The following is a 21,791-nucleotide window of genomic DNA, read 5'->3' as shown; positions in this document are numbered from 1 at the left end:
GTTGTACAATTATCAACAGACTCCCCATCGTACTTTTTTATCAAGCCCCGATTGACTTACCAACTATGGAAATTTTAATTGTAGAAGACGAAAACGAAATCGCCCAACTGATCAACTCCTGCCTGACGAGGGAAGGATTCCATTGTAATATTGTTTATGACGGTTTATCAGCCCTTGAAAAAGCGAAACAAATACAACCTGATTTAATTGTCTTAGACTTAATGCTACCGAAGCTAGATGGGTTAGAAGTATGTAACCGATTGCGTAATCAACCCTTAGAAAAAGATCCCTATATTCTCATGTTAACCGCCAAGGGTGAAGAAATTGATCGCATCGTAGGGCTTTCTACGGGGGCTGACGATTATTTAGTAAAACCCTTTAGCACAAGGGAATTAGTCGCTAGGGTAAGGGCTTTATTGCGTCGTAGTTTACGCCATGGGGCGATGCAACAGGCACAAATTTATCAAACTAATCACTTTAGCGTTAATTTAGATGAATATACCGCCACCAGACAATTAGAAGGGGAAAAAATTGAGGAGTTAGATTTAACAGCCCTCGAGTTTAATTTACTTTCTACTTTTGTCAGCTATCCCCATAAGGTATGGAGTCGTACCCAATTAATTGATAAACTTTGGGGGGCAGACTTTTTTGGGGATGAAAGGGTGGTAGATACCCATATCCGTCGTTTACGCAAAAAAATTGAACTAAATCCAGCCCAGCCCATTTTTTTAAAAACTGTGGTAGGAGTCGGTTATAAATTTGAAGACTAAAAAACCCCCAAAAATTTGAGGGTTGTAATAATCTTTTTTTTTAGGTAGGATTATTGAACAATGATTTTTCCGTTCATTCCAGCACCACGGTGAGGCTCACAGTAGTAGCTATATTCCCCAGGTTGGTCAAAGGTTGCTTCAAAAGATTCTCCAGCAGCAAAGGCTAAACCTTTATGGCTCAATTCCGCTGCATTAGGTGCAGAAGGATCAAATACTACGTTGTGGGGAGCTAATTTGTTGTTAATCCATTTTACGCTATCACCAGCTTGGATGGTTACTTCGGCGGGTTGGAAGGCTAACATTCCGCTGTCTGCACCCATTTTTACTTCTACGGTAGCGGCATTAGCGGGGGCAGTTGCAGAGATTACTACCATCATTGCTAATACTAAGGAAGATAAAAATAATCCAATTTTCTTAAACATTGTTGCTTTGTTTTTTAAATAATTCTTTATTACTTAAGATCATAATATGAAGTTTGACCTATTGTCAATTGTTTGGGATCAAATATTTTTCTAAGGGTGTGGGTAGGGAATACTTAGTTATGGTCGGGGTTTTTTTCTTCTATGTAAAATCTTTTTTTGTGGGAGTCAAAGAATATGTCGTAGGCTTCTAATTCTTGGGGGGTGGCTTTTAAAAAGTTATCGTAGCCTGAATGTTGAACAAAACTGGTTTTTTTGAGAATTTGCCATACTTCGTGGCGGGGTAGGTATTTTCTTTGTTCTTCGGGGATGTTTTTGCTAGGTTTTAAGGGGGGAATATTTTTACTTTTTGATTCTTTTGATTGATTTTGCAGTTTTTTTTCTAAGGTTTCTATTCTTTCTATCAAAGGGGCGATCGCCCTTTCTACTATTTTATTAATATCTGATCCATCATAGGTTAATGGTTGAGAATTATCGGAATTATTTTTATTATCTAAAAATTCATTAATTAATTGATGTAATAATAAATTAAGACTAATATTATCTTGCTGACAAATTTGAGTTAATTGTTCTAATTTATCGGAAGGAAGTTTAATTAATATCTCTAATTCATCAGGATAATTATTCATAAAAAAAGACGGAGTAAAATAGTTAATAACTAGCTTGATTGACCATACAACGGGCTTCTTGATTTACTTCTGTGGCTAGTCTAAACAACTCTTGAGCCGTATGTAAACAATCATAATCATAGCTCATGGTAAACCTTTGTAATTCTTCAATGGCATCACTAATATGATTTAAACAGTAATAACAATTAGCCGCTACCCCTGCATATCGTGGCGGATTTGGTTGAGACTTTAAAATTGATTTTCCCCTTTCATAATGTCTCTGACAATTATCTAAATAATCACAAAACATAGACATCAAATCATCATCAAAAGGATCAGCCGATAACTCCTCCAATTCTTCTTCGAGGGGGTTAATTATTTCCTCAATTAAATTGTTTAATGGAGCATAAACATTGGTTAACCATTCAAACTGAGAAATATCCTCCGCTTGGTGCGATCGCCTCTTAGCATGATAATATTGAGAAGCCGACTCACTTTTCCACTGGCGATAATTAACCCCATGGTATTGTTTATCCGCTAAAGTGCGATCGTAAATTAAGCGATTTTTTTGATCCCCCAATACCTCATAAGCCTGATTAACCTTGATAATTTCCTCATGGTTAGCGGTTTCCTCTTGACTGTCAGGATGATATTTTTTCACCAAACGACGATAAGCCTGTTTAACTTCTTGTGCAGAAGCCGAGGATTTAATTTCTAAAACTTGGTAATAATCCATAATGGCAAAAGAGGAATGGGTTTTAAATGTTCAACTATTATGCTTAGGGTTTAGATTCCATTAATCCTTAAAAATCTTTAAATAAAGGAGTGCTAAGGTAACGCTCACCAAAACTAGGTTGAATCATTACAATAATTTTATCCTTATTTTCTGGTCTTTGAGCCAACTTTATGGAAGCCGCCAACGCTGCCCCCGTAGAAATTCCCGAAAGAATCCCCTCCTCCCTTGCCAATTTTCTACCATAATTAATGGCTTCATCATCAGTGACAGTAATCACCTCATCAATTAAATCAACCCTTAAAACCTCAGGGATAAATCCAGCCCCAATTCCCTGTATTTTATGGGAACCGGGTTTATTTCCCGAAATAACAGCACTATTCACAGGCTCAACCGCAATGGTTTTAAATTCTGGCTTTTTACTCTTAATTACTTCACTAATACCCGTAATTGTTCCCCCAGTGCCAACCCCAGCCACCAAAAAATCCACCTTGCCATCGGTATCTTCCCAGATTTCCAACCCCGTGGAAAGACGATGAATCTCAGGATTTGCAGGGTTATTAAACTGTTGCAACATATAAGCATGGGGCATGGTTTCCACAATTTCCTGCGCCCGAGAAATACAACCGCGCATCCCCAAACTACCGGGGGTTAACTCCAATTTTGCCCCAAACGCCCTCAACATAGATCTTCTTTCTTCGCTCATGGTTTCAGGCATGGTTAAAATTAATTGATAACCCTTCGCCGCCGCTGCCATGGCAAGGGCAATACCTGTATTACCAGAAGTAGGCTCAACTAAAATGGTTTTATTGGGGGTAATAAGTCCAGCTTTTTCCGCCGCATTTATCATATTTACCCCAATCCTATCCTTTACCGAAGCCGATGGGTTCATTCCTTCTAGCTTTACCAATATATCAGCCCCACATCCTTCTGCTTGGGGGATACGGTTTAATCTAACCAAAGGAGTTTTGCCAATTAATTCGGTTATATTGTGAGCGATTTTCATACTATTTTATTATTAGTCACTTATTTATATATTATTGATCATAATCACGACGGTTATCTAGGTTTGCAATTTCTAATCTCATTAAAATTACTTAAGTTAACCTAAAATTCAACAAAAAGTTAAAATTTAGACTAAGATATTCTCTTGATCGTTATAAAATTTGGGAGCTAATAATAAAATGGGGTTTTTTGATCGTTTTTCTGAATCTCAAGACATGGGCATTGACTTAGGTACGGCTAATACCCTCATTTATGTACCAGGTAAAGATATTGTTTTAAATGAGCCTTCTGTGATTGCGGTAGATATAGAAAAACAAGTCACCATTGCGGTGGGGGAAAGTGCTAGAAATATGTTGGGGCGTACCCCTGCCTCTATCAAAACTATTCGCCCTCTCAAAGATGGAGTTATCACTGATGTAAAAGTTACGGAAATGATGCTCAGGGAGTTTATCAGAAAGGTTAAGGGTAATAATTCTTTGAGTCGTTCCCGTATTATTATTGGTGTACCTAGTGGCATTACTTCCGTGGAAAGGAAGGCGGTAGAAGAGGCCATGGAAAGTTCTGGCTCTGGGGGCATCGAGAATATAGAATTTATAGATGAGCCTATTGCGGCGGCCATTGGGGCTGGTTTGCCCGTGGAGGAGGCTGTGGGCAGTATGATTGTAGATATTGGTGGCGGTACTACGGAAGTGGCGGTATTGAGCTATCAGGGCATTGTTTATAGTGATTCTGTGAGGGTAGCAGGAGATGAAATTAGTGATTCTATTACCCGTCATCTCAAGAAGGTTTATAACCTGATTATTGGCGAGCGCACCGCAGAACAAATTAAGATAGAATTAGGTTCGGCTTATCCTGGGGATCATGATCAGCAGGAAATGGAAATCAGAGGGTTATATATGGTTAGTGGTTTACCGAAAACTGTGACGATTAATGCTGAGGAAATTCGAGGTTGTATTTCTGAGCCTGTGGGAGTTATCGTTGAGGCTATCAAGAAAACTTTGGAAAGGACTCCCCCCGAGTTGGCTGGAGATATTATTGATAGAGGAATTATGCTAGCTGGTGGTGGTGCTTTGTTGCGCGGTATTGATAGTTTGATTACCAATGAAACGGGCATTATTACCCATATTGCTCCGAATCCTTTACAGTGTGTGGTTTATGGTACTGGGAAAGTTTTGGAAGATTATGATAGATTGGCTCGTGCTAGTCGCAAAAAGTCCTAATTAGTTTATTTAAAAACTATATTTATACATATCTTAAATAATTAGTTTATATTGAATACTTTTTGATTAAATATTCATTAATTTATTACTTTTTAAAAAAGGTTTTTGTTGGAATTTTAATTAGCTTTTTAGTTGTAGTTTTCTTATTAATAATTCAATGGTATCGTGAGAATAATTCGACGTTGGTGGTCAAAAAAAGGTAGTCAATTTATTTGGGGTTTGGTAGCCTTGGCGATCGCATTTACATTTTATCAAACCCAAGGAGCATTAATAAATGAAATTCTTTATGGTGCATCTTCTATATTCCGTTATGACATCGGTGCAGAACAAGAAAGGCTATATGGCGATCGCACTATTCAACAATTACAAAACGAAATCAACCAACTAGAAACCCAAAACCAACAACTACGGGAAATCGTAGATTATCAAAGTCAAAATCCTAGTAATCTTGTAACCGCCAGAATTATTGGTAGAAGTCCAGATTCTTGGTGGCAAATCGTCACCATTGATGCGGGGGCAAATCAGGGCATAGAAGAAGACAATCCCGTTATTGCCATTGGTGGCTTGGTGGGAAGAATTACCCAAGTTACCCCCAACACTAGCCGAGTATTGCTCATCAGTGATTATAATAGCCGTGTAGGGGCAACCCTCAACCGTACAGGGTATCAAGGATTTATCAAAGGACAGTCCACCCAAATGGGTATCATGGAATTTTACGAAAAAGTAACGGATGTGGAGGAAGGAGACTTTATCACCACTTCTAATCTAAGCACCCTTTTTCCCCCAGACATTCCCATCGGGAAAGTAGTTTCCATCAATCTTAACCGTAGTCCAGCCCCAGAGGCAGAGATTGAATTTACTGCCCCCATGGACTTTTTAAATTGGGTGATGGTAGCCGTTAACTAAGGGTTTGATTCCTTAATTTTTTATTATTCATCAAGACGCAATAACTTACGATAAAATTGTTGGGAAAAATCTGTTTTATGGGAAGAATTAAAATCTTTAATTAAAGTAATTAAATACTGAACAAATCCCGAATTAGGTAAATTAATTTCATAACTTAAATCCGCACTACCATCAAATTGCAAACGACATCTAGTCAACTCTGAAGGTAAACGGGAAACATACCAAGTTGCCACAAAAGGAATACTATTTCCACCATCAATAATTCTCTCCCCCTCTAAATATCCCTGTTGATATAATGCTAGGGCATAGGGTAAAATTTCGTGTTGTTCTTTGGGATAATAAGGTTGATACATTAAAGTATCGGCTTTGGTGGCAGGTTGTAACTTTTCAATGGTAGCCATACAATTTTTCTGGTAACAATACAATCATGGTAGTTATCAATCCCTAATTGTACCCTTTTCTTTAGCTCAAAATAGCTTATTATTTCACCTTTTCATCAAATTATGGTCATTTCCTCTCCCCCTCCTTATCTTGTAAGCATTGCTCCTATGATGGATTATAGCGATCGCCACTTTCGGTATATCATGCGCCAAATGACCAAAAAAAGCCTACTTTATACGGAAATGATTAATACTCAGGCCATTATACATGGCGATCGCCCGAAATTATTAGACTTTTCCCCCGAAGAAAAACCCGTCGCCCTACAACTAGGGGGAGATAATCCGGCTCAACTGGCAGAATGTGCCAAAATTGTGGAAGATTGGGGCTATGATGAAGTTAATCTTAATGTGGGTTGTCCTAGTTCGAGGGTGCAAAGTGGTAATTTTGGGGCTTGTTTGATGGCACAACCGCAAAAGGTTGCCGAGTGTATCGAAGCTATGCAAAAAGCAGTTAATATCCCTGTCACCGTAAAACATCGCATCGGGATTGATGAGCAAGACAGTTACGAACATATGGCAAACTTTGTTAAAGTGGTGGCGCAGGCTGGGTGTCAAAGATTTGTTGTCCATGCGCGCAAGGCTTGGTTACAGGGTTTAAGCCCCAAGGAAAACCGTAATATTCCTCCCCTACGCTATGGGGATGTATATCGTCTTAAACAGGATTTTCCCCACCTAATTATCGAAATCAATGGGGGTATTACTACCCTAGAACAAATTAAGGCTCAATTTCCCATGGTTGATGGGGTGATGATAGGGCGGGTGGCTTGTGATAATCCCTATGTTTTGGCGAGTATTGACCAAGAAATTTATGGGGATGATACTCCCATTAAAACTAGAGAGGAAGTTATTGAGAGTGTTTTGGATTATGTGGATTTTTGGGGCGATCGCCATGTAAAATTAAATACTATCATGCGTCATCTGTTGCAAATTTTTGCAGGGCAACCCGGAACAAAAATATGGAAACGTCACCTCACGGAAAATGGTTATAATCCCGATGCTAATTCTCAGTTAGTAAGGGAGGCATTGTCTTTGAGGGAATTAGTTAATAATTGATACCAAATTCTAATCCTATCTTAATTAGGACGGGGAACAGTTTTTGAGGGTTTCTAGTTGTAGATTGATGAGCTAACGAACAATGGGCTTAAGCCCATTGCCAAAAATGATCAATAAAACTAAAGTAATTTTTGACATTCTTGGGCGGCACGATGTAACAAAGAATGACGATAAACTAACTCATTAATATCTTTGCAGTAGCCCCCTCCAATGACACAAGCCACAGGATAACCTTGGGCTAGGCAGGTGCTTAATACTTGCATTTCCCGTCTATATATCCCCGTATCCGTAAGGCAAAGTTTACCGAGGCGATCGCCCCTATGGGTATCTACACCGCCATCATAGAGAACTATATCGGGTTTAATTTCTTGGAGTAAAGAGGATAAATGGGAAGCAAGAATTTGTAAATAACCATCATCATCCAAGCCCACGGGCAGGGGAATATCTAAATCGCTGATTTGTTTTCGGTAAGGAAAATTCGCCTCACAGTGCATGGAAAACGTAAACACCCTCGATTCATCATTGAAAGTATAGGCGGTGCCGTCTCCTTGGTGAACATCTAAATCAACGATCAAGATTTTTTTTACTAATTTATGGGCTAATAGATAACGAGAAGTAATAGCCAAATCATTAAAAATACAAAACCCTGAGCCGTAGTCTGGAAAGGCGTGGTGGGTGCCTCCTGCGGTGTTACAACAAATACCATACTTGAGGGCTAACTGAGCCGTTAAAATCGTTCCTGCTACCGCTGTACAGGTTCTTTGTACTACCCCTTCACTCCATGGTAAGCCGATGCGTCGTAGGGCTTTAGGCTCTAGGGTCCCATTACAATATTTTTCCACATAGTCTGGGTGATGGACTAATTGTAAAATCTCTGGGGTAGCAATGGTGGGGGTATAGGTGAGGGTTGGGGTGGTGATTTCATCTTTGAGTAACAATTCATAGAGCAACTTAAATTTGGGCATGGGAAAACGATGCTCTTGGGGAATGGGGGTTACATAATGGGGATGATAGACGACGGGTAAACTCATCTAGTAATTGATAATTGATAGGGGATAATTGATAATAGGGGTAGTTAAAATTTTAAAAATAGCTATAATGAGCGATCGCACTTCCTTGGAACAGTTATTACAGGCTATAGCCCAAGGGGAAATTTCTCCTCAACAGGGGTTAGAAAAATTACAATATTTGAGTTTTCAACCCTTAGAAGATTTTGCCAAAATTGATCATCATCGTCAATGGCGCACTGGTTTCCCCGAGGTGATTTGGAGTCAGGGCAAAACCCCTAGTCAAATTATTCAGATCATGAACGCTATGCGATCGCACGGTAGCCCATTGATTATGACCACTCGATTAGAGCCAGACGTTGCCGATACCATCTCCCTAGAAGTGCCAGATTTGAGATATTATCCCATGGCAAGGATAGGGGCGATCGGGCAACTAGAACAAAAATACCAAGGAAAAATTTCCATCCTCACCGCAGGCACAGCCGATTTACCCGTAGCCCAAGAAGCCGCCATCACCGCCGAATTATGTGGCTTTAAAGTAGAAAGACTTTGGGATGTGGGAGTAGCAGGCATTCACCGACTCCTAAGCCATCGTCATATCATTGATAACGCCGACGTTTTAATTGTGGTAGCAGGAATGGAAGGTGCATTACCTAGTGTGGTGGCAGGCATGGCAAATTGCCCTGTGATTGCCGTACCCACAAGCATCGGTTATGGTACGAGTTTTGGGGGAGTAGCCCCCCTATTAACCATGCTCAACTCCTGCGCCACGGGAATAGGAGTAGTAAACATCGATAACGGCTTTGGGGCTGCCATGTTGGCGGGGCAAATTTTACGATTAGCCCATAGATTAGGACAATAAAAAGGAAGGCAACAACTGCCTTCTTAGATAGTAGGGGATTTTGATATTAATCAATCATCCAAAACTTTCTCTACCCTTTCTAGTTGCCAAAGTATTTGATTTCCTTCCCGTCTAACCCTAGAAATAATCCAGTTACGCCAAGCCCATTCTTCACCCCGACTGGTGACGGCACTGGCATTTATATCCATTAAATCAGCTAACTCTGAGCTAGTTATCAAATAACCATTACGGGAAATTTGGTCAGCAATGTGCAAAGTATCGATGGTATTTTTAAGCTGTTTTACCCTTTCATCTCGATTGAGAGACTGTTCTTCTAGGGTGTTATTATAAGATTCATTCATAATTTTATAATAGTAAAAATTGCTACAATTTGCTGATTTGTTTAGATAACGTTAATGTCATGATAAAACATTCTATTCAAATTAGGACAATTTTATTCTTTGATTTTCTCTATATTCGTCCATTTATATCTTGGTTAATCTTGATCTTTTATGATTTCATGATTAATTTAAACTATTTTATTGATCAATTAATTATAGTTATAGGTTTAAAAAAACTTGTTTATTCTCCGCTCAAAAATCATTTCTTCGGGAATACCACTCAGATTATCCGATAAGTTCCACTAAAATTATTTCACTCCAAAAAAAAATCCCCCCTCACAAGAGAGAGGAAAAAAGAAAAAACTACGGCAATTATTTAAATTTTTGAAAAAAAAAGGGACTTCTTTATGAGGGAAGCCCCTAAATAAATTGAGGAAACAATTTAACACATTAAGAACAATTTTCACCTTCGCCATCGAGACTTGATGAGTGATCCATAAATCACCCATTAAGCCAAGCAAGTTTGTGGTAACTGTTAACAACCTTTTGGACTGCTTTACTTACTGCAAACTTATTTAAATAACTACTATAAAGTAGTATAGCTTAGTTGATATTTATTTGCAACTATTTTCAATAAAAAAATTATAGATAATGGATCTAGGAAGTCTTTTCCCTACTATTCAGGTAATCCCCAGTATTTGATTCGTTGTTGTAGCCATCCTTCTTGGGCTAGGGTTTTCATTACTTGGTTAACCTTGTTTCTTAGTTCCTGATGTTGTAAGCCTTTGGGAAGGGCGATCGCCAAGGGATAAGCCCCATATACTTGGGGTAATAAATGATATTGGGGATTTTCTTGTACCCATCCTGTTAGTAAGGTTATATCCCCGGCAAATGCGGTTACTTCCTTTTCTCCAACTAATGATAATCCTTCTTGATAAGAGTCAACTCCCTTTAGTCGTACGGAGGGTAAATTTTGCTTGAGAAGAACGATCGCCCCTGAACCCTTTAAAACCGCAATGGTATCATTAGTAGATATGGGAGAAGTTTGTAAACTAACCAACCCAGTACCAGAAAGATAGTAATGGTGGCTAAAATCCACAATTCGTAAACGGGAGCGAGTAACAGTAATAGAGGCGATCGCCAAATCCACATTCCTATCCGCCACCGCCCGAAGACGATGGACATTAGACAAAGGAACAAAATCCACCGCCGACTCATCCCCCAATAAATCCTGAGCAAGACGGCATACTATATCAACCTCCAACCCTTGCAAATTACCATCCCCATCACGAAAAGATAGGGGACGATGATCATATTCCGTCACCCCCACCAATAAACGACCTCGATTTTCGATGCCCTGCCAAGGAATGGTTAACCCCTGCCCTGCCAAAAATAGAGTTATCAAAAAAGAGATACAAGCAACACGCCAAAACCTAACCATCTAAAATACACGCCACCCTAAAACCAACAAAATTATAAGTAGAATCAGCACTATAACTACTGCGTTTTGCACTACGACAATAGTTACTAGGCAACGACCATGAGCCACCCCTTACCACCCGAGGAGTGGTACTAAGCTGAGAGCGAAAAGCCGAACCATCCTTAGACTTATTAACATAATTAGGGGTGTAATGATCCTCACACCATTCCCACACATTACCATGGCAGTCGTACAAACCAAAGCCATTGGGGAAAAAACTATCTACGGGGGTAGTTTTGCGATCAAATTTATCATCACCACTATTATTTGCCTTAGCATTTTTACGACTATCATAATTAGCAAATTGGGGATTAATAATATTACCAAAGGAAAAGATAGAACTACTGCCCCCCCGACAAGCATATTCCCACTCAGCCTCCGTGGGTAAACGATAAGCTCTTTTGGTATATTCTTTTAAGCGCAAACAAAATTCTTGGGCATCGTACCAGGAAATTTTTTCCACAGGAAGATTATCCCCCCGAAAAGCCGAAGGAGCATCCTTTAAAAAACGTTGTACCTTGGGAAGAGAGCTAACAAATCGCCATTGGGCTTGGGTAATGGGATATTTACTGATATAAAATGGGAAAATATTAACCCGATAGGGGGGAGTTTCATCCTTTTCTTTTTCCGAGTCGGTATTGGGAGAGCCCATCAAAAAAGTTCCTGCAGGTATAAAAATCATCTCGAGGTTTACCCCTTCCCCCAGATATTCTACAAAAAATTTATTTTTCTTGGTAACTATTTGTTTATCTATACCCCCCATCAATCCAAATATTTTTTTCTTTTCTTGGACAGTGACAGAATCAAACTCAAAAGTCTCGATATTTGGGCTATCGGATACCGTATTAGTTTGGACTAGGGGGTTTTGGGGCTTGAGGGGTACTACTTGATCATCTCCGATGATAAAATCTTCCTCTGGGGGTAGGGAAATGGAAATGCTTATCTCTGAATTGGTGGGGCTGGTAATAGGCTCTTGTTCTTGTTTTTGTGCCACTGATGGTGCGGAGGGGTTATTAGGGATGATTTTTTCTAGGGGAAAAAGGTCTAACCAATCTCTAATAAATTTGGGACGTTGTTCTGGATTTACACTCATTCCCCTTAATATCGCTTCATTGGTGCGATCGCTCAGATTAGGAGATAATTGTTGTGGTGGAATCAAATCCTTATATTGACGAAACTGTGAAGGAGTAGGCAACTGCCCCGTTACCAACACATAAAAAATACTGGCTAAAGAATATATATCTGTATAAACCCCCACCTTGGCATTATCTTGGCTCAACTCAGGAGGTGCAAAAGCATCCGTCATGGCATTTTTAATTTTATCCCCCCCAAAGGAAAATAACTTAATAGCCAAACCATAGTCCACAAAAATAGGCTCTTGGGAAACCTTATCCAAAATAATATTTTGAGGTTTAATGCGCTGATGTAAAACCCGATTTTGATGGAGTAAATTTACCCCAGAAGCAATCTTGGAAACTAACTTTAACGCCTCAGACTCCTCCAACTTACCATAACGATCTACAAAAGAGGCTAAATCTTCCCCCTCAATGTATTCCATCACCATACAAATAAAATCATCTTCGATGAACACTTCTGGATATACCCTCACCAAAGAAGGATGACTACAACGAGCTATTTTAATCGCCTGTTTAACTAACTGTTTTTCTAATGATGCCCCCTGCTCTAGGTTTTGCCATACCCTTTGCGTCGCTTTCAGGGCAACAATCTTGCCCCTCGCCATATCCATAGCCTTATAAGTAATCCCTAGCCCCCCTCTCAAGGACATGGACTCGATAATATATTGACCGTTATGTAATTTTTTTCCCTTCTTCCAACTAGCCATGGATATTTTATTTTGCACACTGTTAAGTAGATAATAGCTGAATTAGCACGAAAAAAGATCTACCACCAGGGTAAAAAAGGTTTTTAATTACCGTTAAATTTACGAAATGCCATTTTCATAACCTTCAGCAAAATTAGACAGAGTAATAGTAATGTGATGGCTAAACGCCATAAACCAACACCACAAGCCAAGCCAACCCCCGCCGAAATCCAAATTTCTGCAGCCCCCGTCAACCCCTTTGCATTATTACCCCCCTTAAGAATTAAGCCACCACCAATAAACCCTACCCCCTGAATAATTCCTGTGATTACCCTTGCTTTTTCTGTGGGGTCAACTTCTTCTACAATTAAAACAAAGGCACAGGAGGCTAAGGATACTAGACCATTAGTTTTTACTCCCCCCGGCTTTTGGCGCAACTCCCTTTCTAACCCCAAAAGCGCGCCCAATATCATGGCGGTGGATAATTTGATTAACATTAAACTATTCATTATGTTTGATAATTTGTGGTTGCTTTGGCATATTAAACAGGGCAAACACGATTAAAAAACCTAAGCCCATCAACCCTGCAATGGGATTTTGGTCTATGCCTGTAATCCATTGGGGTACAACGTCAGTATAGGTGAGCATTTCCCCTACGTTTAGTACATAATAACCCCACACAAATCCCCCATGGAAACCAATACAGATGCCTAATAGATTTTTATGTTTACGTTTTGCCCACACCAATGCACAACCTAATACCACTAAAGCTGGAAAGGTAACGATGCCACGAATGATTTGCTCTAGGGGTTTGATAAAGTGTAGCACAGCGAATATCAGTCCATTCATAGCGGTGGTGGTGGGAGCAGAAAAATCTCTTTCTAATTCTGATAATAACCACCCCCTAAAAAATAATTCTTCAGCAAAACTGATAAAAAGGGCGCTAATAAATCCTTCTATTAATAAGTAAATGATGTTGGTGGTGGGGGCATGAAAAGTAACCCAGCCAAATAGTGCTTGTAAACCAAATAATGACCATGTTATGGCAAAACTGATCAAAAAACCGATGATCAAGTGAATAAAATTTCTACGACTATTAACTAAACCATAGGAACGAAAAATATGATTATTTTTATAGACATATTTACCCCAAAATTTGACCAATATTAAGAAGGCAATAAATAACATTGCCATGGTGATGATGGTAGTTAGGTTTTCGTCTTGATTTTGTAGCGTAAGATAGACTGGGGTAGCAAAGGGAAGCCAAAGAAGGGCAAGGGCAAGGATAAAAATCCCCACCCTTGGTACGATAGGATAATTATGAATTTTACTTAATAACAAGTCGAAAATAGCCTTATTCTGCAATAATCTTTAAATTAGCTTAAATTATATCGCAGTTTATTTATTTTGCTGGGGGATGATTAATATTTTGCACCACCAATAGAAGTAGTTATTGCGCTGTAATACTCACGGTTAAACTAAATTATTCGGCGGGTTCGATGGTACTGGTTAAACCTTTACTTTTGAGACTTTCACAATAAAATTCTGCATGTTCTAAGGCACAGGTGGTAACTAAACCAACTCCAGTTTGATGGGTTTCCATCATTACACTAACGGCTTGAGGCTCACTAAGGGAGACTGTTTCCATTAATACTTGAACGACATATTCCATGGTGTTGTAACTATCGTTATGGAGTAGCACTTTATAACCGGGGTCATGTCTGCGTTTAGTGTTAGACTTGGTGTCTGGTTTATTGATAACCTGAGTGGACATTAAAAAACCTCCTAACTTTTTTATATAAATAATTTATTTTATGGGCGGTGGTCTTTTTTTCACAATTAGCCCTAATGATATATGTTATCAAAAAAATTAGGTATTCGGTGATGGCTGTTATGGATTCTGTATTTGGGCTTGGGTGTTAAAATAGAACGATTAACCTTAATATTTCTTTACAAGATTTGATGATGATTGCTCAACAAGAATATGCTCAACGTCGTGAACTTTTGATGTCGAAGATGGGCAAGGGAGTGGCGGTTTTTCGCAGCGCCCCCATGGCGGTAATGCACAATGATGTGGAATATGTGTATCGTCAGGATAGTGATTTTTTCTATTTGACGGGGTTTAATGAGCCTTCAGCGGTGGCTATTCTTGCTCCGAATCATGGTGAGCATCGTTTTATTTTATTTGTACAGCCGAAGGATTTGGCTCAGGAAATTTGGACGGGTTATCGTGCTGGGGTTGAGGGGGCTAAGGAAATGTTTGGGGCTGATGCGGTTTTTCCCATTGAGGAGTTGGATGCTAAGTTGCCTGAATATTTGATAACAGGCGATCGCATTTATTACCATTTAGGAAGGGATCAAGAGTTTAACCAAAAAATCCTCCACCATTGGCAACGGTTGGTGGGTAAATATCCTCGTAATGGTTATGGGCCGAAGGCTATGGAGGATTCTAACTATATTTTACACCCCCTACGGATGGTCAAGAGTGCCACGGAAATTGAAATGCTTCGCAAGGCGGCTTCCATCTCTGCAAAGGCTCACATCAAGGCGAAAGAATTTGCTGCCCCCGGCCGTTATGAGTACGAAGTTCAAGGGGAAATTGAGTATATTTTTCGTTCTTTTGGTTGTGAAGGCCCTGCCTATCCTTCCATCGTTGCCTCGGGCGCTAATGCCTGTGTCTTACATTACATCGAAAATAACCGCCGAATGGAGGAGGGAGATTTACTGCTCATTGATGCGGGGGCTAGTTTTGGCTACTACAATGGCGATATTACCCGTACTTTCCCCATTTCAGGTAATTTTACCCCCGAACAAAAAGCCATCTATGATTTGGTCTTAGAAGCCCAATTAAGTGCGATCGCACAGGTACAACCAGGAAACACCTATAACCAATACCATGATAAAGCCGTAGAAGTATTAGTAGAAGGACTAAAAGAGCTAAAACTACTCCAAGGAGACACCGAAGAAATTATTAAAGAGAACAAATATCAACCCTTTTATATGCACCGTACAGGACACTGGCTAGGGTTAGATGTCCATGACGTAGGGAACTATAAACAAGACCAAGAAAACTGGCAAATCCTGCAAGCAGGAAACGTTCTCACCGTCGAACCGGGGATTTATATCTCTCCCTACATCACCCCCGCCGAAGGACAACCCGAAATTCCCGACCATTGGAAAGGCATTGGCGTAAGAATAGAAGACGATGTACTTATTACCAAAACAGGGAACGAAGTTTTAACCTCCGCCGTAGGCAAATAATAGCGACTTCCCCAAAACTAAAAATATTGTATATCACAGGGGGTTTAACCCCCTTGCCCCCAGTAAATGTTGAACAATTCCTTATGCAAAAATAATTCAAATAGTTAAATACAAAAAAAATAGCAAAAGCCCCATAAATAAAGTCTTGAAAAAAATAAGAAAATAAATTATAGTTTAGAATCCCTAAATACATAAGGTATTCCTCCCTAAAATAAACTTTCACTAATATCTATTGCTTAAAAAAAAAATTGACATTTAAAGCAAATTATAATTTAGTTGGTATAAAAAGTTACAAAACGAAATCAAGAGAATACTTAGGATAATACCTTTGAGAAGGATATTTCATTAAAAACTATTAGGAGAATTTATTAATGGCTAAAACTCCCCAAGAAGTCTTACAAATGATCAAAGACAACGGGATTAAGATGATTGATCTCAAATTTATCGATCTACCCGGTACATGGCAACACTGTACATTTTACTATGATCAAATAGACGAAACCTCTTTTACCGAAGGTGTACCCTTTGACGGTTCTAGTATTCGTGGTTGGAAAGCCATTAATGACTCCGATATGGCAATGGTACCAGATCCCGACACCGCATGGATCGACCCTTTCTACAAAGAGCCTACCCTCAGCATGATTTGTCGTATCAAAGAACCTCGCACAGGGGAATGGTACTCCAGAGATCCCCGTAGCATTGCCTACAAAGCCTTAGACTACCTAGCTTCCACTGGTCTTGGTGATACTGCCTACTTTGGTCCTGAGGCGGAATTTTTCCTCTTTGATGATGTTAGATTCGACCAAACCGAAAACAAAGCATATTATTATGTAGATAGCGTTGAAGGGCGCTGGAACTCTGGTAGGGAAGAGGCAGGGGGTAACTTAGGTTATAAACCCGGTTACAAACAAGGATATTTTCCCGTATCTCCCACCGATACCATGCAAGACATTCGTACGGAAATGTTATTAACCATGGCAGAATGTGGTGTACCCATCGAAAAACATCACCATGAGGTAGCCACTGGGGGACAAAATGAACTAGGTTTCAAATTTGGTACTTTGGTAGAGGCGGCCGATGACTTGATGACTTACAAATATGTCATTAAAAACGTAGCTAAAAAATACGGTATGAGTGCCACTTTCATGCCCAAACCCTTGTTTAACGATAATGGCTCTGGGATGCACACCCACCAATCTATCTGGAATGAAGGTAAGCCTTTATTTGCTGGAGATAAATATGCAGGTTTGAGTGATATGGCTTTATACTACATCGGTGGTATTCTCAAACATGCCCCTGCCCTCCTTGCTTTTACCAACCCCAGCACCAACTCCTATAAGCGTCTTGTACCAGGTTTTGAAGCCCCTGTAAACTTGGCATACTCTCAAGGTAATCGCTCTGCTTCTGTGCGTATTCCTTTGTGTGGAGATAACCCCAAAGCCAAGCGTTTAGAATTCCGTTGTCCTGATGCTACCTGTAATCCTTACCTTGCTTTTGCTGCCATGCTTTGTGCTGGTATTGATGGTATCAAAAATAAAATTGAACCAGGAGAGCCTTTGGATGTGGATATTTATGATTTATCCCCTGAGGAGTTGAGCAAAATTCCTTCTACCCCTGCATCTTTAGAAGGTGCGCTCGAAGCGTTGGAAAAAGATCATGATTTCTTAATCGATAGTGGTGTATTTACCATGGAATTTATCGAAAATTGGATCGAGTATAAGTTAGACACGGAGGTTAACCCCTTACGTCTCCGTCCTCATCCCTATGAGTTCGCTTTATATTATGATGTGTAAAATTCTTTTGGAAATTTAGGTTTTAGGGGGCGTAATTTTAGGTTGCGTCCCTTTTTTTTGCGACTCCCCACCGTTTCACTTTTTCATCAAACCCTAGGAAATAAGCAGAATAAACTCTCTAATAGTGTTCAAAATCCGTTAAATTAGAAAAAAGAGCATAACAAAACTTAAAACTATGACATCATCTTCCATCGCTGTTAGAGAATTACCATTGTTTCCTCTGCCTGAAGTGGTTTTATTCCCGGGGCGCCCGTTACCTCTACATATTTTTGAATTTCGTTATCGTATGATGATGAATACCATTTTAGAGTACGATCGCCGTTTTGGAGTATTAATGATCGATCCGACTAATGGGGAAATTGCGAATATTGGTTGTTGTGCGGAGATTATCCATTTTGAACGTTTACCAGATGATCGCATGAAAGTTCTTACTTTAGGACAACAAAGGTTTAGGGTATTGGAATATGTGAGGGAAAAGCCCTACCGAGTGGGTTTGGTGGAATGGATAGAAGATAAACCAACCCAAGAAAGTTTGCAGGGGAAAGCCGATGAGGTGAAAACTTTACTAACGGATGTGGTTACCCTTTCTGCTAAATTAACGGATCAAAAAATTGAGTTGCCTGAAAATTTACCCACTACCCCCATGGAGTTATCTTACTGGGTGGCAAGTAATTTATATGGTGTGGCAGTAGAGCAACAGGTATTATTAGAAATGCAAGATACTGCGGAGCGTTTACAACGGGAGGCGGATATTTTGGTAACTACTAGGGGAAATTTAGCGGCTCGTACTGCTTTAAAGGATGCTTTTAATTAATGAGATATTTTAACTAAAAATGCTATTAATAAAATTTTGTGAATAGAAATAATTGACTTTGCAAGGTTTAAAAACTAGGATAAAGTTACAAGAATTTGTTTCCTTGTATTCTTCTGATAGTCTTAATTTCTTTGCAAAGTCAAGGTAAAAATATTCTATTATGCTTCGTTTTTTCCTGTTTGAATATATAAAATTAAGAGAAAAACAGTGGGCACAAGTACAAATAGTAGAGTGGCAACAAAACCTAAATCGTTAACTTGCATTTTTTTATTTTTCAGATTTTAAACTAACGGTAACTAGAATATCACAATTTAGCTTTTTAGATTCAATCAAGGGTTACTATCTATGGGTTGTGAATATTAAGAAATATTACGATTGGTGTAAAGAGGCGATCGCCCTTTGGTACTGTAAATCACTATCGGTACCTATTTCAAAATAGTTAATAGGCTCTTGGGATACCACCAAATCAGGGGCAATACCTAGTTTGTTGATGTCCTTATGTTTCGGGGTTTCATATTTAGCTACCGTCACCGCCAATCCAGCCCCATCGGGAAGCTCAAATAAAGATTGAATTAACCCTTTACCGTAGGTTTTTTCCCCCACTAAAACAGCCCTGCCATTATCCTGCAATGCCCCAGCCAAAATTTCACTGGCACTAGCGGTACCTTGGTTAACCAATACCACCAAAGGCGCTTTGGTAATAGGCTCTCCGAGGGCATCATAACTACCCATGGTACCCTGTCTGTTCACCGTATAAACAATGGTACTAGGCTCTAACCATAAACGGGCAATTTCTACCCCCGCTTGTAATAAACCCCCCGGATTGTTCCGTAAATCTAAAATATAACCCTTTACCCCCTGCTTTTCAAAAAGTGCGATCGCATGGGCTAAATCCTTCGTAGCACTGCCACTAAACTGATTCAACCGTAAATAACCCACAGGAAAATCAGGGTTAGAATCATCCAAACGACTCATTACAGAACTCAACGAAAGGCGATCGCGCCTTAAATGATATACATTAATAGTATCCTTATCTTGGGGCTTAATCTCCAAAGTAACCTCCGTACCCACCTTACCCCGAATGCGACTAGCCGCCTCATCCAAAGAAAGAGTATCAGCCCTCACCCCATCAATACTAATCACCTCATCCTTGGGGTGAATACCAGCATCTTCCGCAGGAGAATTAGGCAAAGGAGAAACCACTTCAATATGCTTAGTTTCAGGATTTATACTAATTTGTAAACCAACCCCCGATAGTTCCCCAGAAGTAGTGATTTGTAAATCATGATAGCGCTCAGGGGGCAACAAACGAGTATAAGGATCATCCAACGTTGCCAACATTTCCCGAATCGCCCCATAGGTTTCCTCACGATTCCCTAAAGGTTTTCTTAAAATTTTTTGGCGTAAATTCCACCAATTTTGACCATTAAAAGAATTATCCACATAGGCTTCATTCACCAACCGCCAACATTGAAGTACCAGTTTTTCCTCCTCACTAAACGCATAGGCATTGGGTACTCCCACAATTCCCGACAGTAAAATATAAAAAATAACTAAGCAACAAAGAACAAATTTTTTCATAGTAAATAGTAACAGTAAAAAAAGCTGAAAAATAAAATATTAATATTTTCCGAAAACATCCAAAATACCTTAAGGGTAATCCATCTATTTATTTACCGTCAAAATTTCGACCCCTTCCTTAGTTACCGCAATAGTATGCTCAAACTGAGCCGATAATTTACGATCTTTTGTTACCGCAGTCCAATTATCATCTAATATATCCGATTCCCATGTACCTTCATTAATCATAGGCTCAATGGTAAACACCATCCCCGGACGAATTTTTTTCCCCGTACCCTTTTTGCCATAGTGAGGCACTTGAGGGGCAGTATGAAAAACCCTACCAATACCATGGCCCACAAAATTACGCACCACCGAAAAACCACAACTTTCCGCATACTCTTGGATAGCCGCCCCAATATCCCCGATTCTGCCATTGGGTTTAACCGCATTAATACCACGATATAGACACTCTTCCGTCACCTCCACTAATTTTTTGGTGCTAGGGGAAGGATTACCCACAAAAAAAGTTTTAGAAGTATCCCCATGATAACCGTCTAATTTGGGAGTTACATCGATATTAATAATATCCCCATCTTTCAAGATATGGCTTTTACTAGGGATACCATGACAAATTACCTCATTAACACTGGTACAAATAGATGCAGGAAAAGGAGGATTACCATAGTTTAAAGGTGCGCTGACTGCCCCTTTGGCTTTTGTCCATCTTTCCGCCTCTTCATTAATTTCATAGGTGCTAACCCCCGGTTTAACCATTTTGCCCAAATGTTCTAATAGTTGTGCGGCTAATTTTCCCGCCTGACGCATCTTTTCAATTTCTCGGGAGGATAGAAGCACTATATTTTCGTTACCCATTTAATTTATCTCTTGCTAATTGTAAATAAAACTTAACTATATTCTTATTTTACAGAAGATATGGTAGTTTCAGGATGAGTGGGTTAATTTCAGTTAATTTCGAGGTGTAATATATAATGTCCTAGGTTAAGGTTATTAGTCCATAGCTCATAGTCAATTCTCAGGGATTCGGGAATATTACCCCCAATCATGGTTAAGTTGCGAGTATAGTTACGCATATATATCTTTTGATTGCAAAATTTTTCTTCTTTGGTGTTTAACCAATATCTACTCACTCCATAAACCCCTTTTTCCCAAAAGTGTCGATAGTTTAGTTGGCTTTGATGTTGTTGAGTCATGATAACTCGGTAGGGAGAAATTTCGAGCCAAATCAGGTTTTTTTGGTTGTTTTTGGAAGGAATTGATTGTTGATTATCCCCTGTATGTTTTTCTACCCCATGAAAATCAACGTTTTTGAGGACTAAGTGAAAGGTATCTTCTTGGCGCTGATAAATAGTTGCAATGGTGGTAAGTTGTGCTAATAAATTCAGATTAGTGGATAAATAGGAAATAGAAACGGGGCGATGTTGGGTTAACATGGGGGGCTTATGGTGGTTGATTATTATTATTAATTTTGGCTTTGCTAAATTCTGATGTAACTTTTTTTGCTGTGGCAGATGGTGCTACTGTTTTGACTGCTTAATGATTGTGGTAGTTCAATGATATTTTTGTCATCATCAAGTGATGCTTCTTCTGTCTTCATTATTTTACCTTCAAATCTCAAAGAAATATAAAGAAATAAACCCTTGAATGAAGGGATATTCTACACTAGAGTAGGTTAATATAATTAATTTCGTGAGTTG

The 21,791-nt window shown here is 39.4% G+C and carries 24 protein-coding genes; 8 read left to right on the top strand and 16 right to left on the bottom strand.

Going from position 1 to position 21,791, the window contains the following annotated elements; genetic code table 11:
• Positions 1-65 precede the first annotated feature (65 nt).
• Positions 66-770, top strand: coding sequence for a response regulator transcription factor (locus ACXITR_RS03055; RefSeq protein ID WP_457995758.1), 705 nt, complete (start codon positions 66-68; stop codon positions 768-770).
• Between the two features lie 50 nt (positions 771-820).
• Here the strand turns inward: ACXITR_RS03055 and petE are convergent, their stop codons facing one another.
• The 4 genes from petE to cysK all read right to left on the bottom strand — a co-directional run bounded on the left by petE (position 821) and on the right by cysK (position 3,536).
• Positions 821-1,192, bottom strand: a complete 372-nt coding sequence (petE, locus tag ACXITR_RS03050) for a plastocyanin (protein ID WP_457995757.1) — start codon at positions 1,190-1,192, stop codon at positions 821-823.
• 113 nt (positions 1,193-1,305) lie between these two features.
• The gene (locus ACXITR_RS03045; RefSeq protein ID WP_457995756.1) at positions 1,306-1,818 is read right to left on the bottom strand and encodes a hypothetical protein; all 513 of its coding nucleotides are present in this window, start codon (positions 1,816-1,818) and stop codon (positions 1,306-1,308) included.
• A gap of 22 nt (positions 1,819-1,840) precedes the next feature.
• Complete coding sequence (locus tag ACXITR_RS03040) at positions 1,841-2,533, bottom strand: DnaJ domain-containing protein (RefSeq protein ID WP_457995755.1); 693 nt, start codon at positions 2,531-2,533, stop codon at positions 1,841-1,843.
• A 67-nt stretch (positions 2,534-2,600) separates the two neighbouring features.
• Positions 2,601-3,536, bottom strand: a complete 936-nt coding sequence (gene cysK, locus ACXITR_RS03035; RefSeq protein ID WP_457995754.1) for a cysteine synthase A — start codon at positions 3,534-3,536, stop codon at positions 2,601-2,603.
• 178 nt (positions 3,537-3,714) lie between these two features.
• Between cysK and ACXITR_RS03030 the strand changes: the two genes are divergently transcribed.
• Together ACXITR_RS03030 and mreC are read left to right on the top strand one after the other, a co-directional pair.
• A complete protein-coding gene (locus ACXITR_RS03030) occupies positions 3,715-4,755 on the top strand; it encodes a rod shape-determining protein (protein WP_457995753.1) in 1,041 nt (346 codons plus the stop codon).
• A gap of 165 nt (positions 4,756-4,920) precedes the next feature.
• Complete coding sequence (mreC, locus tag ACXITR_RS03025) at positions 4,921-5,661, top strand: rod shape-determining protein MreC (RefSeq protein ID WP_457995752.1); 741 nt, start codon at positions 4,921-4,923, stop codon at positions 5,659-5,661.
• A gap of 23 nt (positions 5,662-5,684) precedes the next feature.
• Here mreC and ebsA read toward each other — a convergent pair whose 3' ends face one another.
• Entirely contained in the window at positions 5,685-6,062 is a 378-nt protein-coding gene (gene ebsA / locus ACXITR_RS03020) for a type IV pilus biogenesis protein EbsA (RefSeq protein ID WP_457995751.1), read from the bottom strand.
• 102 nt (positions 6,063-6,164) lie between these two features.
• Here ebsA and dusA point away from each other — a divergent pair, with 102 nt between their 5' ends.
• On the top strand, positions 6,165-7,154 hold the full coding sequence (gene dusA / locus ACXITR_RS03015; protein WP_457995750.1) for a tRNA dihydrouridine(20/20a) synthase DusA: 990 nt from the start codon (positions 6,165-6,167) through the stop codon (positions 7,152-7,154).
• Between the two features lie 119 nt (positions 7,155-7,273).
• Here dusA and ACXITR_RS03010 read toward each other — a convergent pair whose 3' ends face one another.
• The gene (locus ACXITR_RS03010) at positions 7,274-8,185 is read right to left on the bottom strand and encodes a histone deacetylase family protein (protein ID WP_457995749.1); all 912 of its coding nucleotides are present in this window, start codon (positions 8,183-8,185) and stop codon (positions 7,274-7,276) included.
• Positions 8,186-8,252: 67 nt separating this feature from the next.
• Between ACXITR_RS03010 and larB the strand changes: the two genes are divergently transcribed.
• Positions 8,253-9,023, top strand: coding sequence for a nickel pincer cofactor biosynthesis protein LarB (gene larB, locus ACXITR_RS03005; RefSeq protein ID WP_457995748.1), 771 nt, complete (start codon positions 8,253-8,255; stop codon positions 9,021-9,023).
• A gap of 50 nt (positions 9,024-9,073) precedes the next feature.
• Here larB and ACXITR_RS03000 read toward each other — a convergent pair whose 3' ends face one another.
• The 6 genes from ACXITR_RS03000 to clpS form a co-directional block, all read right to left on the bottom strand.
• Positions 9,074-9,364: a hypothetical protein gene (locus ACXITR_RS03000; RefSeq protein WP_457995747.1), complete on the bottom strand. Its 291-nt coding sequence runs from the start codon at positions 9,362-9,364 to the stop codon at positions 9,074-9,076.
• 655 nt (positions 9,365-10,019) lie between these two features.
• Positions 10,020-10,784 carry a transporter substrate-binding domain-containing protein gene (locus ACXITR_RS02995; protein WP_457995746.1) on the bottom strand — a complete coding sequence of 255 codons (765 nt, stop codon included), beginning with the start codon at positions 10,782-10,784 and terminating at the stop codon, positions 10,020-10,022.
• Complete coding sequence (locus ACXITR_RS02990; RefSeq protein WP_457995745.1) at positions 10,777-12,666, bottom strand: bifunctional serine/threonine-protein kinase/formylglycine-generating enzyme family protein; 1,890 nt, start codon at positions 12,664-12,666, stop codon at positions 10,777-10,779. Before ACXITR_RS02990 ends, ACXITR_RS02995 begins: the two co-directional genes overlap by 8 nt.
• Before the next feature lie 83 nt (positions 12,667-12,749).
• A complete protein-coding gene (locus ACXITR_RS02985) occupies positions 12,750-13,154 on the bottom strand; it encodes an MgtC/SapB family protein (protein ID WP_457995744.1) in 405 nt (134 codons plus the stop codon).
• The gene (locus tag ACXITR_RS02980; protein WP_457995743.1) at positions 13,147-14,010 is read right to left on the bottom strand and encodes a CPBP family intramembrane glutamic endopeptidase; all 864 of its coding nucleotides are present in this window, start codon (positions 14,008-14,010) and stop codon (positions 13,147-13,149) included. Before ACXITR_RS02980 ends, ACXITR_RS02985 begins: the two co-directional genes overlap by 8 nt.
• 118 nt (positions 14,011-14,128) lie before the next feature.
• A complete protein-coding gene (gene clpS, locus ACXITR_RS02975; RefSeq protein ID WP_457995742.1) occupies positions 14,129-14,419 on the bottom strand; it encodes an ATP-dependent Clp protease adapter ClpS in 291 nt (96 codons plus the stop codon).
• Positions 14,420-14,607: 188 nt separating this feature from the next.
• Here clpS and ACXITR_RS02970 point away from each other — a divergent pair, with 188 nt between their 5' ends.
• The 3 genes from ACXITR_RS02970 to ACXITR_RS02960 all read left to right on the top strand — a co-directional run bounded on the left by ACXITR_RS02970 (position 14,608) and on the right by ACXITR_RS02960 (position 18,513).
• Positions 14,608-15,906 (top strand): aminopeptidase P N-terminal domain-containing protein, encoded by a 1,299-nt coding sequence (locus ACXITR_RS02970; RefSeq protein ID WP_457995741.1) that lies wholly within the window; start codon positions 14,608-14,610, stop codon positions 15,904-15,906.
• A gap of 371 nt (positions 15,907-16,277) precedes the next feature.
• Positions 16,278-17,699: a type I glutamate--ammonia ligase gene (gene glnA / locus ACXITR_RS02965; RefSeq protein WP_457995740.1), complete on the top strand. Its 1,422-nt coding sequence runs from the start codon at positions 16,278-16,280 to the stop codon at positions 17,697-17,699.
• A gap of 175 nt (positions 17,700-17,874) precedes the next feature.
• Positions 17,875-18,513, top strand: a complete 639-nt coding sequence (locus ACXITR_RS02960; RefSeq protein WP_457995739.1) for an LON peptidase substrate-binding domain-containing protein — start codon at positions 17,875-17,877, stop codon at positions 18,511-18,513.
• A 158-nt stretch (positions 18,514-18,671) separates the two neighbouring features.
• Here the strand turns inward: ACXITR_RS02960 and psbM are convergent, their stop codons facing one another.
• The 4 genes from psbM to ACXITR_RS02940 all read right to left on the bottom strand — a co-directional run bounded on the left by psbM (position 18,672) and on the right by ACXITR_RS02940 (position 21,527).
• A complete protein-coding gene (gene psbM, locus ACXITR_RS02955) occupies positions 18,672-18,776 on the bottom strand; it encodes a photosystem II reaction center protein PsbM (protein ID WP_015221999.1) in 105 nt (34 codons plus the stop codon).
• Between the two features lie 106 nt (positions 18,777-18,882).
• The gene (gene ctpA, locus ACXITR_RS02950) at positions 18,883-20,094 is read right to left on the bottom strand and encodes a carboxyl-terminal processing protease CtpA (RefSeq protein ID WP_457995738.1); all 1,212 of its coding nucleotides are present in this window, start codon (positions 20,092-20,094) and stop codon (positions 18,883-18,885) included.
• Positions 20,095-20,178: 84 nt separating this feature from the next.
• Complete coding sequence (map, locus tag ACXITR_RS02945; RefSeq protein WP_457995737.1) at positions 20,179-20,949, bottom strand: type I methionyl aminopeptidase; 771 nt, start codon at positions 20,947-20,949, stop codon at positions 20,179-20,181.
• An 89-nt stretch (positions 20,950-21,038) separates the two neighbouring features.
• Positions 21,039-21,527, bottom strand: coding sequence for a hypothetical protein (locus ACXITR_RS02940; protein WP_457995736.1), 489 nt, complete (start codon positions 21,525-21,527; stop codon positions 21,039-21,041).
• Positions 21,528-21,791: the final 264 nt, after the last annotated feature.

This window comes from Cyanobacterium sp. (genome assembly GCF_054166785.1).
The sequence above is the reverse complement of the archived record's forward strand: the minus strand, read 5'-3'. Positions and strand labels throughout refer to the sequence as shown.

Excerpts from the sequence above, each read along its gene's own strand:
- ctpA (WP_457995738.1), bottom strand. The coding sequence starts at position 20,094 with ATGAAAAAATTTGTTCTTTGTTGCTTAGTTATTTTTTATATTTTACTG.
- dusA (WP_457995750.1), top strand. The coding sequence starts at position 6,165 with ATGGTCATTTCCTCTCCCCCTCCTTATCTTGTAAGCATTGCTCCTATG.
- clpS (WP_457995742.1), bottom strand. The coding sequence starts at position 14,419 with ATGTCCACTCAGGTTATCAATAAACCAGACACCAAGTCTAACACTAAA.
- ACXITR_RS03030 (WP_457995753.1), top strand. The coding sequence starts at position 3,715 with ATGGGGTTTTTTGATCGTTTTTCTGAATCTCAAGACATGGGCATTGAC.
- ACXITR_RS03055 (WP_457995758.1), top strand. The coding sequence starts at position 66 with ATGGAAATTTTAATTGTAGAAGACGAAAACGAAATCGCCCAACTGATC.
- ACXITR_RS02995 (WP_457995746.1), bottom strand. The coding sequence starts at position 10,784 with ATGGTTAGGTTTTGGCGTGTTGCTTGTATCTCTTTTTTGATAACTCTA.
- ebsA (WP_457995751.1), bottom strand. The coding sequence starts at position 6,062 with ATGGCTACCATTGAAAAGTTACAACCTGCCACCAAAGCCGATACTTTA.
- ACXITR_RS03010 (WP_457995749.1), bottom strand. The coding sequence starts at position 8,185 with ATGAGTTTACCCGTCGTCTATCATCCCCATTATGTAACCCCCATTCCC.
- psbM (WP_015221999.1), bottom strand. The coding sequence starts at position 18,776 with ATGCAAGTTAACGATTTAGGTTTTGTTGCCACTCTACTATTTGTACTT.
- ACXITR_RS03000 (WP_457995747.1), bottom strand. The coding sequence starts at position 9,364 with ATGAATGAATCTTATAATAACACCCTAGAAGAACAGTCTCTCAATCGA.
- glnA (WP_457995740.1), top strand. The coding sequence starts at position 16,278 with ATGGCTAAAACTCCCCAAGAAGTCTTACAAATGATCAAAGACAACGGG.
- ACXITR_RS02960 (WP_457995739.1), top strand. The coding sequence starts at position 17,875 with ATGACATCATCTTCCATCGCTGTTAGAGAATTACCATTGTTTCCTCTG.
- larB (WP_457995748.1), top strand. The coding sequence starts at position 8,253 with ATGAGCGATCGCACTTCCTTGGAACAGTTATTACAGGCTATAGCCCAA.
- ACXITR_RS02970 (WP_457995741.1), top strand. The coding sequence starts at position 14,608 with ATGATGATTGCTCAACAAGAATATGCTCAACGTCGTGAACTTTTGATG.
- ACXITR_RS02985 (WP_457995744.1), bottom strand. The coding sequence starts at position 13,154 with ATGAATAGTTTAATGTTAATCAAATTATCCACCGCCATGATATTGGGC.
- petE (WP_457995757.1), bottom strand. The coding sequence starts at position 1,192 with ATGTTTAAGAAAATTGGATTATTTTTATCTTCCTTAGTATTAGCAATG.
- cysK (WP_457995754.1), bottom strand. The coding sequence starts at position 3,536 with ATGAAAATCGCTCACAATATAACCGAATTAATTGGCAAAACTCCTTTG.
- ACXITR_RS03040 (WP_457995755.1), bottom strand. The coding sequence starts at position 2,533 with ATGGATTATTACCAAGTTTTAGAAATTAAATCCTCGGCTTCTGCACAA.
- ACXITR_RS02990 (WP_457995745.1), bottom strand. The coding sequence starts at position 12,666 with ATGGCTAGTTGGAAGAAGGGAAAAAAATTACATAACGGTCAATATATT.
- ACXITR_RS03045 (WP_457995756.1), bottom strand. The coding sequence starts at position 1,818 with ATGAATAATTATCCTGATGAATTAGAGATATTAATTAAACTTCCTTCC.
- ACXITR_RS02940 (WP_457995736.1), bottom strand. The coding sequence starts at position 21,527 with ATGTTAACCCAACATCGCCCCGTTTCTATTTCCTATTTATCCACTAAT.
- map (WP_457995737.1), bottom strand. The coding sequence starts at position 20,949 with ATGGGTAACGAAAATATAGTGCTTCTATCCTCCCGAGAAATTGAAAAG.